This is a genomic window from Paraburkholderia sp. MM6662-R1, from assembly GCF_050436245.1.
GTDB lineage: Bacteria > Pseudomonadota > Gammaproteobacteria > Burkholderiales > Burkholderiaceae > Paraburkholderia > Paraburkholderia tuberum.
Genome location: NZ_JBNDLV010000004.1, coordinates 1,785,517 through 1,802,689, shown reverse-complemented (window position 1 = coordinate 1,802,689; position 17,173 = coordinate 1,785,517). Strand labels below are relative to the sequence as shown.

Here is a 17,173-nt window from a genome sequence, read left to right as displayed (position 1 = left end):
CCCTATGCAGGTGATACCTGTTCTCGATCTGCTCGACGGCCAGGTCGTACGCGCGGTGCGCGGCGAGCGGAGCGCCTATCGGCCCATCCAGTCCCGCCTCGTCGCGACGAGCGACCCACTTGCCACCGCCCGCGCGCTGCTCGAAGCCAGCGGCGCGCGCACGCTCTATATCGCCGATCTCGGCGCCATCCTGCAGCGCGGCGCGCATGCTTCGACGCTCGCCGCATTGCGGGCCGCGCTGCCCGGCATCGAACTGTGGCTCGACGCGGGTTTCGCGGACTACGCGTCGATGCGCGCGCTGTTCGAGCGCATCGACGACGCCATCGATCAACACGACAGCCCTGCTGCCGCTTCCCACCTCGCGACTCTCGTGCCTGTGTTCGGCTCGGAGACGCTGCGCGATATCCATGCACTGCACGCGGCTCGGCGCGCCGGCCTTGCGCCGCTCCTGTCACTCGATGAGCGGGCGGGCGAACTGCTCGCCGCGGCCGCGCTCGACCGCTCGTCGGCGTGGTGGCCGCCGCGCGTGATCGCGATGACGCTCGACCAGGTCGGCAGCTACGCCGGCCCCGATCTCGCGACGTTCGAGCGCGTGCGCGCGCAGGCCGCCGCGCACACCACGCTGATCGGCGCGGGCGGCATCCGCAATCGCGACGATCTGGCCTCCGCGGCCGGCACCGGCGCAAGCGCCTGGCTGGTGGCGTCCGCGCTGCACGATCGACAGATCGACTGCGCGCATTCCGATTCCGCGTAGGCCTTCCATACAATTTCCATGCCACGCGTTCTGACAGCGCTGTCGGTAAACGCAACGCAAGCCGGACTGTTCGCGCGTGACACTCTGCTTGACACTCTGCTCCAGAACGGCACACATTTTGTATGGCGCGGTGGGCCTTTGACGCGCGCGCCGACGCAGGATCAGGCACGCTTACCGCAGGGTCGAAAGGTCGGCATGGAGCTTGCTAAACCTGCCCCATGCATAGCCCCTCCATCGATCCATCGACCCCCAGCCCGAGCGCAACGCGCGCCGCGGCGCTCACACGCGACTGGATCTGTCCGTTCTGCCCTTTGCTGTGCGACGACCTGGCCGCCGCTGCCCACGACAACGGCACGCTCGATGTGCCGGACACCGAATGTTCGCGGCTCGCTCACGCGCTCGCGCAGTACGGCGCGACGGACGCGCAATGCGCTTGCACCGTCGATGGCGACGAAGCGGACAAGGATGCCGCGCTGGCGAGCGCCGCGCAGTTGCTCGCGAACGCGCGCCGCCCGCTATTCGGCGGCCTCGCCACCGACGTCGCCGGCATCCGCGCGCTGTATCCGCTTGCCGCCGCCTGCGGCGCGATCCTCGATCATCTGCACGGCGATGCGCTGACGCCCGCGACGCTCGCTTTGCAAGACCGTGGCTCGTTCTTTACGACGCTCTCCGAAGTGCGCGCCCGCGCCGACCTGCTGGTGTTCTTCGGCTGTCAGCCGTCGCGGCGCTATCCGCGCTTTTTCACGCGCGCGCTGGCGGGCACCGAACTCGCGCGTGAGCTGGTCTTCGTCGGCTGCGAAGCGGACCCCGCCGCGGCCGGCTTCGCGCAAACGCGGATCGACACGCTGCTGCCGGACACCGATCCGTACGACACGCTCGCGCTGTGGTCAGCGCTCGCGGAAGGACGCGACGCCGCCGCGCTGAGCCACGGCGATGGCAGCGCAGCCAACGTGGCAACCGCGCTCGCGTCGTTGCACGCACGCATCGCCGGCGCGCGCTATACGATGGTCGTCTACGAACCGGCCGCACTGCCCGCGCCGCACGCGGCGCTGCTGATCGAAGCGCTGAACCGGGTCGTGAAGGCCGTGAATCGCACGACGCGTGCGGCATGTCTCACGCTCGGCGGCGACGACGGCGCGTTGACGGTCAATCAGACCGTCACGTGGCTGTCCGGCTTGCCGCTGCGCACGCGCGTGTCGATGCCGGCGCACGCCGCGGGCACCGCGCCGCTCGATCACGATCCGTACCGCTATCGGACGGCTCGGCTGCTCGCCGAACGCGAAGTCGATGCGCTGCTGTGGATCGCGGGCTTCGCGCCGCACGCGTGGCCCGCGTCGCTCGATCCCGCGCTTGCCCTGATCGTGCTCGGTCATCCGGCGCTCGCCGATGCCGCCAGGGCACGCGGCGCGAACACCGTGTTCGTGCCGGTCGCGACACCGGGCGTCGATAGCGGCGGACATCTGTTTCGCGTCGACGGCACGGTCGTGATGCCGCTCACCGCCGCGCGTGGTGCCGCGCTGGAGTCGGTGGCGTCGATTGCCGCGAAGTTGAGCGGGCGATTGAGCGGGCAATTGAGCGAACGCTCGAGTACGCGCGAGGATCAGCCATGACTCTCGTCCGGCTCAAGGGCGGCACGTTGTTCGACCCGATCCACAACGTCAACGGCGAGCGCCGCGACCTGACGTTGCGCGACGGCCGCATCGTCGACGTGCCCGCCACCATGCCCGTCGATCGTGAATACGACGCGACCGGCATGATCGTGATGGCGGGCGGCATCGACCTGCATTCGCATATCGGCGGCGGCAAGACCAATCTGTCGCGCCTGCTGCTGCCCGAGGACCATCGCGCCGATGCGCCGCGCGAGGCCGCCTACGAAGCCGCGCGCGACGACAACGGCCGCTACCTGCGCCTGCCGTCATGCGGCGTCTGCACGCCGGGAACGCTCGCGACCGGCTACCGCTACGCCGAAATGGGCTACACGGCCGCGTTCGAGCCGGCGATGATGCCGTCCAACGCGCGCCACACGCACCTCGAAATGGGCGACACGCCGATCATCGATCATGGCGCGTACGTGATGCTCGGCAACGACGAGCTGTTCCTGCGGATGCTCGCCGCGCGCGACGACTTCGAACGTCTGCGCGATTACGTCGGCTGGACGATCGACGCGAGCAAGGCGCTCGGCGTCAAGGTGGTGAACCCCGGCGGCATCTCGGCGTTCAAGTTCAACCAGCGCTCGCTAAACGTCGACGAGCCGCATGCGCACTACGGCATCACGCCGCGCGACGTGCTGCGCACGCTGACGCGCGCGCTGACCGAGTTGCGCGTGCCGCATCCGCTGCACGTGCACACGAGCAACCTCGGCGTGCCCGGCAACCTCGCCTCGACCATCGCGACGATGGACGCCGCCGACGGCCTGCCGATCCATCTGACGCATATCCAGTTTCACAGCTATGGCACCGAGGGTTCGCGCAAGTTTTCGTCGGGCGCGCGGCAGATTGCCGAGGCCGTGAACGCGCGGCCGAACGTGTCGATCGACGTCGGCCAAATCATCTTCGGACAGACCGTCACGGCCTCCGGCGACACGATGATGCAGTTCCGCAACGCGCCGCTCGCGCGGCCGCACAAGTGGGTGGTGGGCGACATCGAGTGCGACGCGGGTTGCGGCGTGCTGCCGTTCCGTTATCGCGAACAGAGCTTCGTGAACGCGCTGCAATGGATCATCGGCCTCGAAATCTTCCTGCTCGTCGACGACCCGTGGCGCGTCGCGATGACCACCGATCATCCGAACGGCGGACCGTTCACGAGCTATCCGCATCTGATCCGCCTGCTGATGGACAAGCCGTTTCGCGATGAGCAACTGGCGAAGCTGCATCCCGAGGCGCAGGTCGCCAGCGCGCTGCCGGAGCTCAAACGCGAATTCTCGCTGTACGAGATCGCGATCATCACGCGCGCCGGTCCCGCGCGGCTGCTCGGTCTGCGCGATCGCGGCCATCTCGGCGCGGGCGCGGCGGCGGACATCGCCGTCTATCGCGACGAGCCGGACCGCGAGCGCATGTTCACGTCGCCGGCCTATGTGTTCAAGGACGGCGAGCTGGTCGCGCGCGACGGCACGCTGGTCGCGACGCCGAAGGGCGGCATCCATTTCGTCGCGCCGCAATTCGATCGCGGCATCGAGACAACGCTGCGCGCGTATAGCGACGCGAACCTCGCGAGCAACTTCGCGCACGCCGCGATCAGCGACGACGAAGCCTGCCGCTGCTGCCGCGGCGGACGGCTATTGCCCGTCGAATGTCTAACCTGACGCGTCCACGATGAACGCTCCCGCCCCGCTCGACATCAACGGCACCGCGATCGACGCGACCTTCGCCGAAGCCTTTCCGATGAAGGCGACGCGGCTCGTGATCACCGCGCACACGCCGACGTGGGCGATGCACGCGGCGAACTCGCTGGCGGGCTTCGCGACCTCGGTGATCGGTTGCGGCTGCGAGGCGGGCGTCGAGCGTGCGCTCGCGCCCGCGGCCACGCCCGACGGCCGGCCCGGCGTCGCGGTGCTGTTGTTCGCGGTGTCGTCGAAGGAGCTCGCGAAGCAGATCGGGCGGCGCGTCGGCCAGTGCGTGCTCACCTGTCCGAGCACGGCCGTCTACGGCGGCATCGATCCGGCCACGAGCCGCGCGCCGCTGTCGGACCCGGCGCCGCTTGGCAGCGGGCTGCGCTTTTTCGGCGACGGCTGGCAGATCGCGAAGATGATCGACGCGGGGAACGGACCCACGCGTTACTGGCGCGTGCCGGTGATGGACGGCGAGTTCGTCTGCGAAGACATGGCGGCGACGGTCAAGGCCGTCGGCGGCGGCAACCTGCTGCTGCTCGCGCGCGACCTGGGCGCCGCGCTCGCGGCGGCCGAAGCCGCGGTCGCCGCGATGCGCCGGCTGCCGAACGTGATCATGCCGTTTCCCGGCGGCATCGTGCGCTCGGGCTCGAAGATCGGCTCGAAGTACGCGGGCGCGACCGCGTCGACCAACGACGCGTTCTGCCCGAGCCTGATCGGCCTCGCGCGGCGCAGCGAGTTGAGCGCGGACGTTGGCTGCGTGCTGGAGATCGTCATCGACGGTCTGACCGACGCCGACGTCGGCGCGGCGATGACGGCCGGGATCGGCGCGGCCGCCGGACTCGGCCGCGCGGCCGGCGTGCTGCGCATTTCGGCGGGCAACTACGGCGGCAAGCTCGGGCCGTACCACTTTCATCTGCACGAACTGGCGGCGGGGCTCAACGGGAGTCACGCATGAGCACGACCACGTTGCGCGTGAAGACACCACCCGGCTTTCGCGTCGATGCCGCCGCGCTGTCACCCGCGGCGCTGGCCAGCATGAGCGTGGCCGAGATCGAGCGCATCGTGCTGCCGGCCGGCAACGAGCGCTGCGTGGTCGGCGACGTCTTCGAGGTTTCGCGCGACGACGCGCCTGCGTCCGGCGACGACATGGCCACGCTGCTGATCGACGGCGCCGCGCGGTGGCTCGACCGACTCGGCGCGCAGATGGACGGCGGACGGCTCGTCGCGCGCGGCTCGGTCGGCGACTACAGCGGCTTCAGAATGAGCGGCGGCTTGCTTGAAATCGACGGCGACGCGGGGCATTTCACCGGCTGCGAAATGCGCGGCGGACGCGTGACGGTGCGCGGCGACAGTGGCGACTTCGCCGCCGGCGCACTGACGGGCGATATGGAAGGCATGAGCGGCGGCACGCTGACGATCCACGGCAACGCGGGCGCGCGGCTCGCCGACCGGATGCGCCGCGGCCTCGTGCTGGTCGGCGGCAACGCGGGCGACTTCGCGGCGTCGCGGCTGGTGGCGGGGACCGTCGGCGTGGCGGGGCAACTGGGCGCGCATTATGCCTATGCAATGAGGCGTGGCACGCTGCTGCTCGCGCAACGGCCAGAGCCACTGCCGCCCCCTACTTTCACCGGCGGCGGACACGGTTTCGACGTATTCTGGTCATTGCTCATACGCAGTCTCGCGGCCGAAATCGCGCCGTTTTCGCAGTGGCGCGCGGGCCGTCTGCCGGTCCGATTCACGGGCGACCTCGCGGTCGACGGCCGTGGCGAAATACTGATCGTCGGCTGAACCAGCTATGTCAGCCGCGACTGAAACGGTGTTCGGCAAAAAAGAAACGTCCCGCAACGATGTTGCATGGAGACAGGGCATGAGGACAGCGGATTCTGCAAACGCGAAGCCTGATATCGACGTCAACGCAAATGCCAGCGCCGGCGGCCCGCGCTATGCCGGGCTGCTGATCGCGCTGCACTGGCTGATCGCGCTCGGGATCGTCGGGCTGCTCGCACTCGGGCTTTATATGGTCGGATTGCCGAAGGGCTTGCCTGTCAAGGCGACGCTGATCAATCTGCACAAGTCGCTCGGACTGTCGGTTTTCCTGCTGGTGCTTTTGCGCATCGTCGCGCGGCTGGTCCTTCACCGGCCTCCGCTGCCGCCGATGCCACCGTGGCAACGCGCCGCCGCGCGCACTACGCAGGGTCTTTTATATGTCGGCATGGTGGCGATGCCGCTTGCCGGGTATCTCGGCTCGTCGTTCAACACCTACGGCACGCGCTTCTGGGGCATCCTGCTGCCGAAGTGGGGCTGGGACGACGCGCATCTGCGCGCGCTGTTCTTCGGCCTTCACCACGCCATCGGCTTCGCGCTGATCGTGCTGATCGTGCTGCACGTGGCGGGCGCGTTCAAGCATCAGTGGATCGATCGCGACAACCTGCTCGCGAGGATGCTGCCATGACGATGCGAAGCTTATCGCGCCACACGCAGGCAGCCGCCGCGCTCGAAGTCCATACGCTGCGCACGCGCGATGGCCATCGCGTGTGGTATGCGCTGGCCGGCGCGCGCGACGGCGTGCCGGTCGCGGTGCTGCACGGCGGCCCAGGCAGCGGCAGTCAGCCCGGCGTGCTGCGGCTGTTCGATCTGCAGCGCTTTCGCGTCGTGCTGATCGACCAGCGCGGCACCGGTGCCTCGACGCCGCACGGCAGCGTGCGCCACAACCGCACCGACTATCTGATCGCCGATCTCGAAGCGATTCGCGCGCGGCTCGGCTTCGCGCGCTGGGGCGTGCTCGGCGGATCGTGGGGCGCGGCGCTCGCGCTCGCGTATGCGGGGCAGTGTCCGCGGTCGGTGACGGGCGTCGTGCTGCGCGGCCTGTTCCTGACGTCCGCGCGCGAAGTGCGCGGTTTGTTCATCGGCTCACGCAAGCGCGCGCCGCGTGCGTGGTCGAGACTGCGTGCCGCTGCTCGCTGCGAGCAGCCCGCGACACTGGCCGCGCGTTGCGGCGAGACCTTGCAATACGGCGCGAATGAAGCGCGGCAACGCGCGCTCGCGCTGGCCTGGCGCGGTTATGAAAACGCGGTGCTCGCGAGCGCATCGCCGCGAGGCGCCGCACAACGACGTGCGAACCTGCGAAACCCACGCGAACCCCAACGCCACGCGCGCAAGCTGATCGGCAAATACCGGATTCAGGCGCACTACCTCGCGCATCGCTGCTGGCTCGGCGAGACGCGTTTGCTGTCGCTCGCGCGCCGCGCAGCGGCGGCCGGGGTATCGATTGCGGCCGTGCATGGTGCGCGCGATCCGGTGTGTCCGCGCGGCAATCTGCGACGTCTGTCGCGCGCGGTTCCGGCGGCGCGCGTCGAGTCTGTCAGCGCGGCGGGTCATCTGGCGAGCCACCCCGCGTTGCATGCATGCGTCGCGCAGGCGCTCACCGCGATGTTCACGCCCACCGTCGAAGAGGGGCGCAGCAGCATGCGTCGCGCGGCATGAAGATCAAGGTACTCGGCTCGTCGGCCGGCGGCGGCTTTCCGCAGTGGAACTGCAATTGCCGCAATTGCGACGGCGTGCGTCGCGGCACGGTGAAGGCGACGCGCCGCACGCAGTCGTCGATCGCGGTCAGCGCGAACGGCGAGGACTGGCTGCTCGTCAATGCATCGCCCGATCTGCTCGCGCAGATCGCCGCGCATCCCGAACTTCAACCCGCGCGGCGCGCGCGCGACAGCGGCATCGCCGCGGTGCTCGTGATCGACGCGCAGATCGACCACGTGACCGGCCTCTTGATGCTGCGCGAACGCGACACCCCGCTGCCGCTATACGCGACCGATGCGGTCTGGCAAGACCTCCGCTCCGGCTTTCCGGTCGCGCCGATCCTGTCGCACTACTGCGGAGTCGAGCACCGCCGTATCGCGCTCGACGGCGCGCCGCTCGCCGTCGACGCGCTGCCCGGCATCCGCATCGACGCGCTGCCGCTGTCGAGCAAGGCGCCGCCGTACTCGCCGCATCGCGATGCGCCGGAGCGCGGCGACAACATCGGTCTCGTGCTGACGAACCTGCAATCGGGCCGGCGCGTGTTCTACGCGCCGGGGCTCGGCGCGATCGAGCCGCACGTGCTGGCGGCGATGCGCGAGGCCGATCTGCTACTCGTCGACGGCACGCTGTGGACCGGCGACGAAATGATCCGCCTCGGCCTGTCGAAGAAGACCTCGGCGGATATGGGCCATCTGCCGCAGAGCGGCGCGGGCGGCATGATCGAAACACTCGATTCGCTCGGCGCGAAACGCAAAGTGCTGATCCATATCAACAACACGAATCCGATCCTGATCGAAGACGGCCCCGAGCGGCGCATGCTGGGCGAGCATGGCATCGAGGTCGCGTACGACGCAATGAGCTTCGAGCTTTGAAGCGCGCAGTGAAGAGTACGGAGCGATGCGGTAACGAGGCGCGGCTGTGAACGACGATAAAACGGAGACGGCATGAACGCGAAAGACATTCAGGACACGACACCAACACGCGACGTGAGTACCACGGGAACTCAAGGCATCGACCGACCCGCCTGGAGCCGTGAAGAATTCGAGGCGCAGTTGCGCGCGAAGGGCACCGCCTATCACATCCACCATCCGTTCAACGTGAAGATGAATAGCGGCGGCTGCTCGCGCAAGCAGATTCGCGGCTGGGTCGCGAACCGCTTCTACTACCAGATCAATATTCCGCTGAAGGATGCGGCCGTGCTGTCGAACTGTCCGGACCGCGAGACGCGCCGCCGCTGGGTGCTGCGCATTCTCGATCACGACGGCTACGATGGCGCGGAAGGCGGCATCGAAACCTGGGCGCGTCTCGCGGATGCGGTCGGCCTCACACGCGACGAACTGTGGTCGCTCGAACACGTGACGCCGGGCGTGCGCTTCGCCGTCGATGCGTATGTGAATTTCGCGCGCCGCGCGCCGTGGCAGGAAGCGGTGTGCTCGTCGCTGACCGAAATGTTCGCGCCGCAGGTGCATCGCGACCGGCTCGCGAGCTGGCCCGAGCACTATCCGTGGATCGAAGCGGAGGGCCTCGCGTATTTCCGTTCGCGCATCTCACTCGCGCAGCGCGATGTGCAGCACGGACTCGAGGTCACGCTTGCCCATTTCACGCGACGCGATCAGCAGGAACGGGCGCTCGACATCCTGCAGTTCAAGCTCGACATTCTGTGGACCATGCTCGACGCGATCGAGAAGGCGTTTGCGCAATGAACGACTCGACACGCGCCGACCCCGCCACGCCGCTCGCGATCGCCAAGCCATTTCGCCTGCAATGGGAGCCCGCGCAGAACGCGCACGTGCTGCTGTACCCCGAGGGCATGGTGAAGCTCAATCAAAGCGCGGGAGAAATCCTCAAGCGCTGCGACGGCACACGCGACATCGATACGCTGATCGCCGAGCTCGAACAGGCGTTCAACACGACCGGCATCGGCAGCGAGGTGCGGGCCTTCATCGCCGACGCGCATGGGCGCGGCTGGCTGGAGTAGCGCGATGACCGATCTTTCTCAACCTGCCTCTCAACCCGGCGCGCAAGTGCAAAGCGACGCGGCCGCCGTCGTGCCGCCGCCGCTGTGGCTGCTCGCGGAGCTGACCTATCGCTGTCCGCTGCATTGCGCGTTCTGCTACAACCCGCTCGACTACACCGATCACAACCGCGAACTGACCACCGGGCAATGGCTCGACGTGCTGCGCGAGGCGCGCGCGCTCGGCGCGGTGCAGCTCGGCTTTTCGGGCGGCGAGCCGCTGGTGCGCGACGACGTCGAAGTACTCGTCGAAGAAGCGCACAGGCTCGGCTTCTACACGAACCTGATCACGTCGGGCGTCGGTCTCACCGATCAGCGCCTCGGCGATCTGAAGGCCGCCGGGCTCGATCACATCCAGTTGTCCTTCCAGGATTCGACGCAGCAGTTGAACGACTTCCTGAGCAGCACGCGCACCTTCGAGCTGAAGCAGCGCGTCGCCGTCGCGCTCAAGCGGCACGGCTTTCCGATGGTAATGAACTGCGTGCTGCATCGCTACAACCTGCCGCATGTCGACAAGATCATCGAGATGGCATTGGCTCTCGGCGCCGAATATCTGGAGCTGGCGAACACGCAGTTCTACGGCTGGGCGCGCGAAAACCAGGCGCAACTGATGCCGACGCAACAGCAGCTCGAAGAAGCCGAAGCGGTGGTCGCGCGCTATCGCCGCACGCATGGCGAGCGCTGCAAGATCTTCTTCGTCGTGCCCGACTACTTCGAGCGCCGTCCGAAGCGCTGCATGAACGGCTGGGGCGCGGTGTTCCTCGGCGTCGCGCCCGACGGCGCCGCGCTGCCGTGTCACGCGGCGCGCGGCCTGCCCGGCCTGACGCTGCCGAACGTGAAGGACATGCCGTTGCGCGAGATCTGGTACGACAGCGACGCGTTCAACCGCTTTCGGGGTTTGCAATGGATGAAGGAGCCGTGCCGCAGCTGCGAGGAAAAGGACCTCGACCTCGGCGGCTGCCGCTGCCAGGCCTACCTGCTGACCGGCGACGCGGCCAACGCCGACCCGGTCTGCGACAAGTCGCCGTTTCACGACACCGTGGTCAAGATCGTGCGGCGTGCAGCATCGGGATCTGCATCCGCAACCGGGGCGACAGCAGCGGCCCGCGAACAGCCGATCCTGTTCCGCAACGACGCCAACTCACGCAAGTTCGCGGCCGCTGCCCGCGAGCCCGACGCCGGCGGCGATAACCGGGCATCACCCGGAGTCCAATCATGAGTGCCGACACCATCTCCGTTCTGCTCGTCGACGACCATGCGGTCGTGCGCGAAGGCTACCGGCGTCTGCTCGAAGTGAATGCCGACGTCGAGGTGTGCGGCGAAGCGGGCGACGCCGCGCAGGCCTACCAGCGTTTTTGCGCGCTGCGGCCCGACGTGGTCGTGATGGATGTGGCGCTGCCGGGCGCAAGCGGCATCGAAGCGATGCGGCGCATGCTCGCGCGCGAACCGGACGCGCGCGTGCTGATCTTCAGCGTGCACGAGGAATCGATCTTCGTGCGGCGCGCGCTCGACGCGGGCGCGCTCGGCTACGTGACCAAGGCGAGCGCGCCCGACGTGCTGGTCGAAGCGGTGCGCTCGATTGCGCGGCGTGCCCGCTACCTGAGCCCGGACATCTCGCAGGCGCTCGCGCTGCGCACCGCGTTCAACGAAGGGCCGCCGGGGCGTCAGTTGTCGGCGCGCGAGTTCGAGGTGCTGCGGCTGCTCGTGCAGGGCTATACGCTGCCGAGCATCGCCGAAAAGCTGGGCTTGAGTCAGAAAACGGTGGCCAACCACCAATCGGTGATCCGGCAGAAGTTCGGCGCCGACAACGGCGTACAGCTCGCGCAGATGGCAAGCCGCCTCGGGCTTCAGTTCACGGGCTCGGCCAGCCCCGCCTGAGCGGGCACGCGCGCGCAGAACAGAAAACCGCGCTGCGGCTCGCTCGCGACGTGAAATTCGCCGCCGAGCGCCTCGACGCGTTCGCGCATACCGATCAGCCCGAGCCCGCTGCGCGGCCTGGTCAGATCGGTGCCGGGGCCGTCGTCGGCCATCGTCACGACGATCTCGTCGATCTGCGCGCCGTTGTGTTTTCGCGGCGCGCGCACCATGAACAGTTCGACGCGCGAGCGGCGCGCGAACTTCGACACATTCGTCAGTCCTTCCTGCACGAGCCGGTACAGCGTGATCGTCAACGCATCGCTGAGGCCGCTGAAATCCCCTTCGATCGTCATCGAGAACGACGCCTCGGGCAAGCGCTCGCGCCAGCCGTCAACGCAATGTTCGAGCGCGCTCGGCAAGCCGAATTCGTCGAGACCGATCGGCCGCAGGCGGCGGATCATGCCGCCGATCTCGCGGTACACATGCGTCGCGCTCTGCATCAGCCCGAGCGCGATGCGATGAATTTCCGGCTCGCGCTCGCCCGATAGATCGCGGATGCGCGCCGCGTCGAGCGAGATCGCGTTCAGGTATTGACCCAGCTCGTCGTGCAGCTCGCGCGCCAGATGGCGGCGCTCCAGTTCCTGCGCCTGCAGCGCCTGACTGGCAAGGCGCCGGTTGTCGGCGAGCAGTCGTTCGGCCTGTTCCTCGAGCATGCGGCGATGGCGCAGTTCGCGGCGCGCATCGCGATAGCGGCGCCACGCGAACCACGCGAGCGCGATCGACAGCACGAACAGCGCGCCCGGCAACTCGTCGAGCTGGAAGCGCTCCATGCCACGCGTGAACCGGTAGACCTTCTCGCTGAGATCGAAGGCGGCGCCGAGCACCGCCGCGAGCACGGTCACGGCGACGACCCAGCCGAGGTCGCGCCATATCGGCGACGATGGCGGCGCTCGGTCAGCGGAAGAGGAATGGATCGGTTCGCTTGACATGACGCTTGCATTCTACTCAGCGCCGGCACGCGCAGCGGGTTTTGCGCGAGTTTGGGAACGCTTCCCCGGCAGATCGGGAAAAGCTCCCGCGCGTCTTACAGACGCGTATGCGAAGCTTTACACCAACGTCAAACAACGCGCGACACGCGTACAAATCAAGCCGGCAGGAGACAATAACGATGAGCATGCGATCACAAGCACGCCGCAAACGCCGGCTTCAGCGGCGTGCCGGCATCACCTTCTGCGTCGGCGGCGCGCTCGCCGGTCTGTCCACGAGCGTATGGGCGCAGGCGGAGCCGCCAGTCGCGGCGTCGGCGCCGTCCTCGGCGTCTTCCGCTGCCTCTTCCGGCGCAGCCGACGACAACGCCAACAGCAACACGACACCCACCACGACCCTCGCGCCGATCGTCGTCGTAGGCACCACGCCGCTGCTCGGCATCGGCACACCGCTCACGCTGGTGCCGGCCAACGTGCAGACGGTCCACGCGGCCGATATCCAGCGGCAAGGCCGCCAGACACTCAGCGACTACCTCGCGGCGAATCTGCCTAGCGTCACGATCTCCGACGCGCAGGGCAACCCGTATCAGATGAACCTGTTCTATCGCGGCTTCACCGCGTCGCCACTGCTGGGCACGCCGCAAGGTTTGTCGGTATTCGTCGACGGCGTGCGCGTGAACGAACCGTTCGGCGACGTCGTGAACTGGGACCTGCTGCCGCAACAGGCGATCGACACGATGCAGCTGATCCCCGGCTCCAATCCGACTTTCGGCTTCAATACGCTCGGCGGCGCGCTGTCGATCACGACGAAAAACGGCAAGGACAACCCGGTCGGCGAGGCCGAAATTCAGGGCGGCTCGTGGGGACGCAAGGCCGCGCAGATCGAACAGGGCGGCACGACCGGCCAGAACCTCGACTACTACTTCACCGCCAACGCCGCGAACGACAACGGCTGGGCCGAGCAGAACGAGAGCCGCATCCGCCAGGCGTTCGGCAAGCTGCGCTATACCGACGCCGACACGACGCTGTCGTTATCGGCCGGCGGCGCGGACAACGATCTGCACGGCGCGCAAACCATTCCGCGCTCGTTCCTCGGTAACCCCAGGCAACCGTACACGTATCCCGATCAGAATCAGAACAGCGCCGGCTACCTGACGCTGTCGGGCGATCATTACTTCAACGACAACGTCGAGATGAGCGGCAACGCGTACTACCGGCACTTTCGCAATGCCAACACCAGCAGCAACGTCAACAACGACTACGGCACGATCAATCCCGACGGCACCGTCGACACGTTGCAGGCGACCAACGTACAGTCCACCGTGACGACCGACAGCTACGGCGCGAGCCTGCAACTGACGCTGCTCGGCAAGCTCGGCGGCATGCAGAACCAGTTCATCGCGGGCATGGCCGTCGATGCCGCCGACTCGCGCTTCACGCAGTCGTCGCAGGACGCGACGTTTACCGATTCGCGCGCGACAGTCGGCATCGGGAATTTCGCACAGCAGACCAACGCGAACACGCACAACACGAACTACGGCATCTACCTGACCGACACGCTGTCGCTGACGCCGCAGTGGTCGCTGACGCTGTCGGGCCGCTACAACTGGGCCGATGCGACGATCGGCGACGAATCCGGCACGCAGCCGCAGCTCGACGGCCACCATACGTTCTCGCGCTTCAATCCGGCGGTCGGCATCAACTGGAATCCGACGCCGGCGCTCACCGCCTACGCGACCTACAACGAGGGCATGCGCTCGCCGACCGCGATCGAGCTGGCCTGCGCCGATCCGAACGCGCCGTGTTCGCTGCCGAACGACTTCATCTCCGATCCGTCGTTGCAGCCGGTCATTTCGAAGACCTATGAAGTCGGCGCGCGCGGCAGGATCGGCGGCAACACGACATGGAGCGCGGCTGCCTACAGCACGACGCTCGACAACGACATCGAGTTCATCAGCAGCACCGGCGCGGGCAGTTCGCAGGGGTTTTTCCAGAACGTCGGGCGCACGCGCCGGCAAGGCGTCGAACTGGCTGGGCAGACGAAGTACGGTCCGTTCACGGTGACCGGCAGCTATAGCTACGTCAATGCGACCTACCAGTCGACATGGGTCGAAAGCAGCCCCAGTAACTCGAGCGCCGACGCGAACGGCAACATCACCGTGCATCCCGGCGATCACATCCCGAGCATTCCGGCGACGACCGTCAAGCTGCGGCTCGATTACGCGGCCACCGCGAAATGGCGAATCGGCACGAATCTGACGTGGCGCGGCAGCATCTACGCGCAGGGCGACGAGAACAACCAGGACGTGAACGGCAAGATCTCCGGCTATCTGTTGATCGATATGGACACCAGCTACCAGGTGACGAAACAGTTGCAGGTGTTCGCGTCGGTGTCGAACCTGCTCGACAAGCGCTATGCGAGCTTCGGCGCGCTCGGGGAGAACTTCTTTACCGGACCGGGCAATACGTTCAACGGCACGGCGCCGGTCAACGAGCAGTTCGTCGGGCCGGGTGCGCCGAGGGGGTTCTGGGTGGGGATGAGGTATGCGTGGAAGTAGTGGTGCTTGGCGGGGGCGGATCGCATGGCTTCGCTCCTTCCGCCGCCTGAGGCTTCGTCACGAGCGCAATGCCGGGGAACGCGGCGCGGATTTTGAGGAATATGTACGCCTCGTCGCGGCACCCGTAAGCCCGGCGTTCGATGCCTAACGACTTCGTGCTCGCGGGATCGAGTTGATAAGCGACGTGGCCGATGCTCAGTCGTGGTGGTGCCGCTTGCCTGCGTGACCCGCCTTTAAATGGCCCTGCCGAAACGGGTCGTTCAACCCGTTTTTATCGAATAGAGGTCGCGCAGGATTTCGTTTTGCTGCTTGCGAATTGAATAATGGCAACGCGCTCCCGTGACATCGTACATATCCACGTGTGTTTTTGGCGGTTCTTCAATATTCCAATCATAAGCTAGTTTAGGGGCTAGATCGCAAGCCTTTGCCGATTCATCTTGTGCGCGCATGTACCGATCGAGCTCAGCCTTGCTCGCGCCTTTGATGCCTCGTGCGGATTTAATTGAATTCGCCAGTTTCTTGTTGTCGACTTCAAGGGATCTTGCATGATGCTCATAGCAATCAAAATCTCCAAATCCGCCACCGCCCAGGTACTGCATGCAATTCGAATCGTTGATCACCTCATCGGCAAATATCGGCCGAAAGCTGCAAAGCGCCATGACTAGCAAGAAGCACCTCCAAAATTTATTCAATGTCGATACCTCTGCCATGTCGAGCATCACCTGACGATTACCAGGAATACCGGTAATGAGGGGACGCTCAATGTCCAGTCTCTCCTTACGACAAGGACCAGGGATCGACCTTGCCACCCTCGATCACGAAATGCTTCGCGTCGGGATTCGAGGGGAATAGGCGCCAGTCCTCATCATCAGGTATCGCATCCGCAAGAATGACTAGTCGCATATCTCTCGCCAGCAAAATGACGGCATCACCGTTCTCGCCCGCCTCGATATTCAAAACAGCCGTTGGGCCATGTGTCACAAGGAGATCACGGATTCGTTCCGTTGTCACTCTCGTTCTCTCTTCAGACGCTGCGAAGTCCGAATAAGACGCAACGATCACGTGTCCCTGCTCGATGCGCCAGTCGCACTGAATATGGAGCGCCCAATCGCCCAGATACTTGATGGTTCCTCTGCCGGTCTTTACCTCCCGAAGCGGACCGAACTGTAACGTAAGCATGTCGGCCGCGTGCGCCACTCCGCTAACGTTAAGCCCGATCAAGGCGGAAAGGTGAAGTCCTACCTGCTCTTTCGTATCGATCATTCCAATTTGTCTCCAAACAGGTCCAGGGCGCGCTCCATCATGCCGTGATACTCAAGATCGTCCATCTGAATATCGTAGTGAAGGCGGCGTGCTTGATTCTTGCTTAGTCCAAGTGCTTTGACCACCGCCTTAAATTGCTTGTTCTGCGCCTGATTGTTACCGGGCCGACCATCGGCGCCGGCGAGCTGCACAGCGTCGCCGTCCGGCATGTCGGGCTGATAGACGAACGACTGAGCATTGCCGAGATTCTCCGGCACGCGCGGGCTGCTGCCATAGAGCGAGCTTGCCATGCTCGCGTCGTCCGCTTGTCGTGAGCGCCCGCGACAATCGCACGCCCATGCGGTGCCCAGGGCTACGGCCATCTCGTAACCGTTTGAATACGACTTCAGCCTATCGAACGGAAACCATTTGCCGGTTTCGATGTTCAGCGCCATTGCGGATGGCATTGGCGGAAAGTTTGAGTAGATCGAATAGGTGATACGGCAAAGCAGGCATTCTTCCTCGTCCCCAGTGCCGTCCTGTTTCTGTTGTTCCATTTGACCTCTTCTGATTTTCCAGAAAACACCCGACGAATTAACCATCTAAAGGAATCACAGTCAACAGTTTTAATTTAGGATAGGTACGTTTTGACAAACATTGACAATAAACGTCAAAAAAACGGCAGACCTGTGACTCCTGGCTTTACCACGGCAAACCACTAACCGGTTCTGTCGGCATTCCAATGAAGGTGGCTTGATAGCGCCTTTTTCAATTACACGGCGAGAAGCAGACGTTTATTCGTTTGCATATCTCGTCTGCGCATATTGGCGCTTTGCGCCCATCAGACAATTCCTGTTTTTTATTTCTGTTGTTGCTTCGCACTGCATTGACAATTTTTAACTTACCCGAGCG

The 17,173-nt window shown here is 65.7% G+C and carries 17 protein-coding genes; 13 read left to right on the top strand and 4 right to left on the bottom strand.

The window, feature by feature from the left end; genetic code table 11:
* Nucleotides 1-4 precede the first annotated feature (4 nt).
* From OKW39_RS38155 to OKW39_RS38100, 12 genes are all read left to right on the top strand, one after another.
* Entirely contained in the window at nucleotides 5-754 is a 750-nt protein-coding gene (locus OKW39_RS38155) for a HisA/HisF-related TIM barrel protein (RefSeq protein ID WP_429565002.1), read from the top strand.
* A 218-nt stretch (nucleotides 755-972) separates the two neighbouring features.
* Complete coding sequence (locus tag OKW39_RS38150) at nucleotides 973-2,364, top strand: formylmethanofuran dehydrogenase (RefSeq protein ID WP_429565001.1); 1,392 nt, start codon at nucleotides 973-975, stop codon at nucleotides 2,362-2,364.
* Nucleotides 2,361-4,055, top strand: a complete 1,695-nt coding sequence (locus OKW39_RS38145) for a formylmethanofuran dehydrogenase subunit A (RefSeq protein WP_429565000.1) — start codon at nucleotides 2,361-2,363, stop codon at nucleotides 4,053-4,055. The genes OKW39_RS38150 and OKW39_RS38145 overlap by 4 nt, the downstream gene beginning before the upstream one ends.
* Nucleotides 4,056-4,065: 10 nt before the next feature.
* The gene (gene fhcD, locus OKW39_RS38140; RefSeq protein WP_184067288.1) at nucleotides 4,066-5,037 is read left to right on the top strand and encodes a formylmethanofuran--tetrahydromethanopterin N-formyltransferase; all 972 of its coding nucleotides are present in this window, start codon (nucleotides 4,066-4,068) and stop codon (nucleotides 5,035-5,037) included.
* On the top strand, nucleotides 5,034-5,870 hold the full coding sequence (locus tag OKW39_RS38135) for a formylmethanofuran dehydrogenase subunit C (RefSeq protein WP_429564999.1): 837 nt from the start codon (nucleotides 5,034-5,036) through the stop codon (nucleotides 5,868-5,870). Before fhcD ends, OKW39_RS38135 begins: the two co-directional genes overlap by 4 nt.
* A 79-nt stretch (nucleotides 5,871-5,949) precedes the next feature.
* Entirely contained in the window at nucleotides 5,950-6,534 is a 585-nt protein-coding gene (locus OKW39_RS38130; protein ID WP_429334345.1) for a cytochrome b, read from the top strand.
* Entirely contained in the window at nucleotides 6,531-7,565 is a 1,035-nt protein-coding gene (locus OKW39_RS38125) for an alpha/beta fold hydrolase (protein ID WP_429564998.1), read from the top strand. Before OKW39_RS38130 ends, OKW39_RS38125 begins: the two co-directional genes overlap by 4 nt.
* Nucleotides 7,562-8,476: a pyrroloquinoline quinone biosynthesis protein PqqB gene (gene pqqB / locus OKW39_RS38120; protein ID WP_184052047.1), complete on the top strand. Its 915-nt coding sequence runs from the start codon at nucleotides 7,562-7,564 to the stop codon at nucleotides 8,474-8,476. Before OKW39_RS38125 ends, pqqB begins: the two co-directional genes overlap by 4 nt.
* Before the next feature lie 72 nt (nucleotides 8,477-8,548).
* On the top strand, nucleotides 8,549-9,307 hold the full coding sequence (pqqC, locus tag OKW39_RS38115) for a pyrroloquinoline-quinone synthase PqqC (protein WP_429564997.1): 759 nt from the start codon (nucleotides 8,549-8,551) through the stop codon (nucleotides 9,305-9,307).
* Nucleotides 9,304-9,582, top strand: a complete 279-nt coding sequence (gene pqqD, locus OKW39_RS38110; RefSeq protein WP_187611479.1) for a pyrroloquinoline quinone biosynthesis peptide chaperone PqqD — start codon at nucleotides 9,304-9,306, stop codon at nucleotides 9,580-9,582. The genes pqqC and pqqD overlap by 4 nt, the downstream gene beginning before the upstream one ends.
* 4 nt (nucleotides 9,583-9,586) lie before the next feature.
* Entirely contained in the window at nucleotides 9,587-10,837 is a 1,251-nt protein-coding gene (gene pqqE, locus OKW39_RS38105; protein WP_429564996.1) for a pyrroloquinoline quinone biosynthesis protein PqqE, read from the top strand.
* Nucleotides 10,834-11,496, top strand: coding sequence for a response regulator (locus OKW39_RS38100; RefSeq protein WP_090809031.1), 663 nt, complete (start codon nucleotides 10,834-10,836; stop codon nucleotides 11,494-11,496). The genes pqqE and OKW39_RS38100 overlap by 4 nt, the downstream gene beginning before the upstream one ends.
* Here the strand turns inward: OKW39_RS38100 and OKW39_RS38095 are convergent.
* On the bottom strand, nucleotides 11,466-12,464 hold the full coding sequence (locus OKW39_RS38095; protein ID WP_429334349.1) for a histidine kinase: 999 nt from the start codon (nucleotides 12,462-12,464) through the stop codon (nucleotides 11,466-11,468). The genes OKW39_RS38100 and OKW39_RS38095 overlap by 31 nt on opposite strands.
* 179 nt (nucleotides 12,465-12,643) lie before the next feature.
* Between OKW39_RS38095 and OKW39_RS38090 the strand changes: the two genes are divergently transcribed.
* Nucleotides 12,644-15,019, top strand: coding sequence for a TonB-dependent receptor (locus OKW39_RS38090; protein ID WP_429564995.1), 2,376 nt, complete (start codon nucleotides 12,644-12,646; stop codon nucleotides 15,017-15,019).
* A 260-nt stretch (nucleotides 15,020-15,279) separates the two neighbouring features.
* Here the strand turns inward: OKW39_RS38090 and OKW39_RS38085 are convergent, their stop codons facing one another.
* The 3 genes from OKW39_RS38085 to OKW39_RS38075 form a co-directional block, all read right to left on the bottom strand.
* Nucleotides 15,280-15,729 carry a hypothetical protein gene (locus tag OKW39_RS38085; RefSeq protein ID WP_429564994.1) on the bottom strand — a complete coding sequence of 150 codons (450 nt, stop codon included), beginning with the start codon at nucleotides 15,727-15,729 and terminating at the stop codon, nucleotides 15,280-15,282.
* Between the two features lie 67 nt (nucleotides 15,730-15,796).
* On the bottom strand, nucleotides 15,797-16,282 hold the full coding sequence (locus OKW39_RS38080) for a hypothetical protein (protein WP_090809023.1): 486 nt from the start codon (nucleotides 16,280-16,282) through the stop codon (nucleotides 15,797-15,799).
* Entirely contained in the window at nucleotides 16,279-16,818 is a 540-nt protein-coding gene (locus OKW39_RS38075; RefSeq protein WP_341809930.1) for a hypothetical protein, read from the bottom strand. The genes OKW39_RS38080 and OKW39_RS38075 overlap by 4 nt, the downstream gene beginning before the upstream one ends.
* Nucleotides 16,819-17,173: the final 355 nt, after the last annotated feature.

Bases quoted from the DNA above. Each gene is read 5' to 3' on its own strand.
- pqqE (WP_429564996.1), top strand. From the start codon at position 9,587: ATGACCGATCTTTCTCAACCTGCCTCTCAACCCGGCGCGCAAGTGCAA.
- OKW39_RS38135 (WP_429564999.1), top strand. From the start codon at position 5,034: ATGAGCACGACCACGTTGCGCGTGAAGACACCACCCGGCTTTCGCGTC.
- pqqB (WP_184052047.1), top strand. From the start codon at position 7,562: ATGAAGATCAAGGTACTCGGCTCGTCGGCCGGCGGCGGCTTTCCGCAG.
- OKW39_RS38150 (WP_429565001.1), top strand. From the start codon at position 973: ATGCATAGCCCCTCCATCGATCCATCGACCCCCAGCCCGAGCGCAACG.
- OKW39_RS38085 (WP_429564994.1), bottom strand. From the start codon at position 15,729: ATGGCAGAGGTATCGACATTGAATAAATTTTGGAGGTGCTTCTTGCTA.
- OKW39_RS38090 (WP_429564995.1), top strand. From the start codon at position 12,644: ATGAGCATGCGATCACAAGCACGCCGCAAACGCCGGCTTCAGCGGCGT.
- OKW39_RS38125 (WP_429564998.1), top strand. From the start codon at position 6,531: ATGACGATGCGAAGCTTATCGCGCCACACGCAGGCAGCCGCCGCGCTC.
- fhcD (WP_184067288.1), top strand. From the start codon at position 4,066: ATGAACGCTCCCGCCCCGCTCGACATCAACGGCACCGCGATCGACGCG.
- pqqC (WP_429564997.1), top strand. From the start codon at position 8,549: ATGAACGCGAAAGACATTCAGGACACGACACCAACACGCGACGTGAGT.
- pqqD (WP_187611479.1), top strand. From the start codon at position 9,304: ATGAACGACTCGACACGCGCCGACCCCGCCACGCCGCTCGCGATCGCC.
- OKW39_RS38080 (WP_090809023.1), bottom strand. From the start codon at position 16,282: ATGATCGATACGAAAGAGCAGGTAGGACTTCACCTTTCCGCCTTGATC.
- OKW39_RS38075 (WP_341809930.1), bottom strand. From the start codon at position 16,818: ATGGAACAACAGAAACAGGACGGCACTGGGGACGAGGAAGAATGCCTG.
- OKW39_RS38155 (WP_429565002.1), top strand. From the start codon at position 5: ATGCAGGTGATACCTGTTCTCGATCTGCTCGACGGCCAGGTCGTACGC.
- OKW39_RS38100 (WP_090809031.1), top strand. From the start codon at position 10,834: ATGAGTGCCGACACCATCTCCGTTCTGCTCGTCGACGACCATGCGGTC.
- OKW39_RS38095 (WP_429334349.1), bottom strand. From the start codon at position 12,464: ATGTCAAGCGAACCGATCCATTCCTCTTCCGCTGACCGAGCGCCGCCA.
- OKW39_RS38130 (WP_429334345.1), top strand. From the start codon at position 5,950: ATGAGGACAGCGGATTCTGCAAACGCGAAGCCTGATATCGACGTCAAC.
- OKW39_RS38145 (WP_429565000.1), top strand. From the start codon at position 2,361: ATGACTCTCGTCCGGCTCAAGGGCGGCACGTTGTTCGACCCGATCCAC.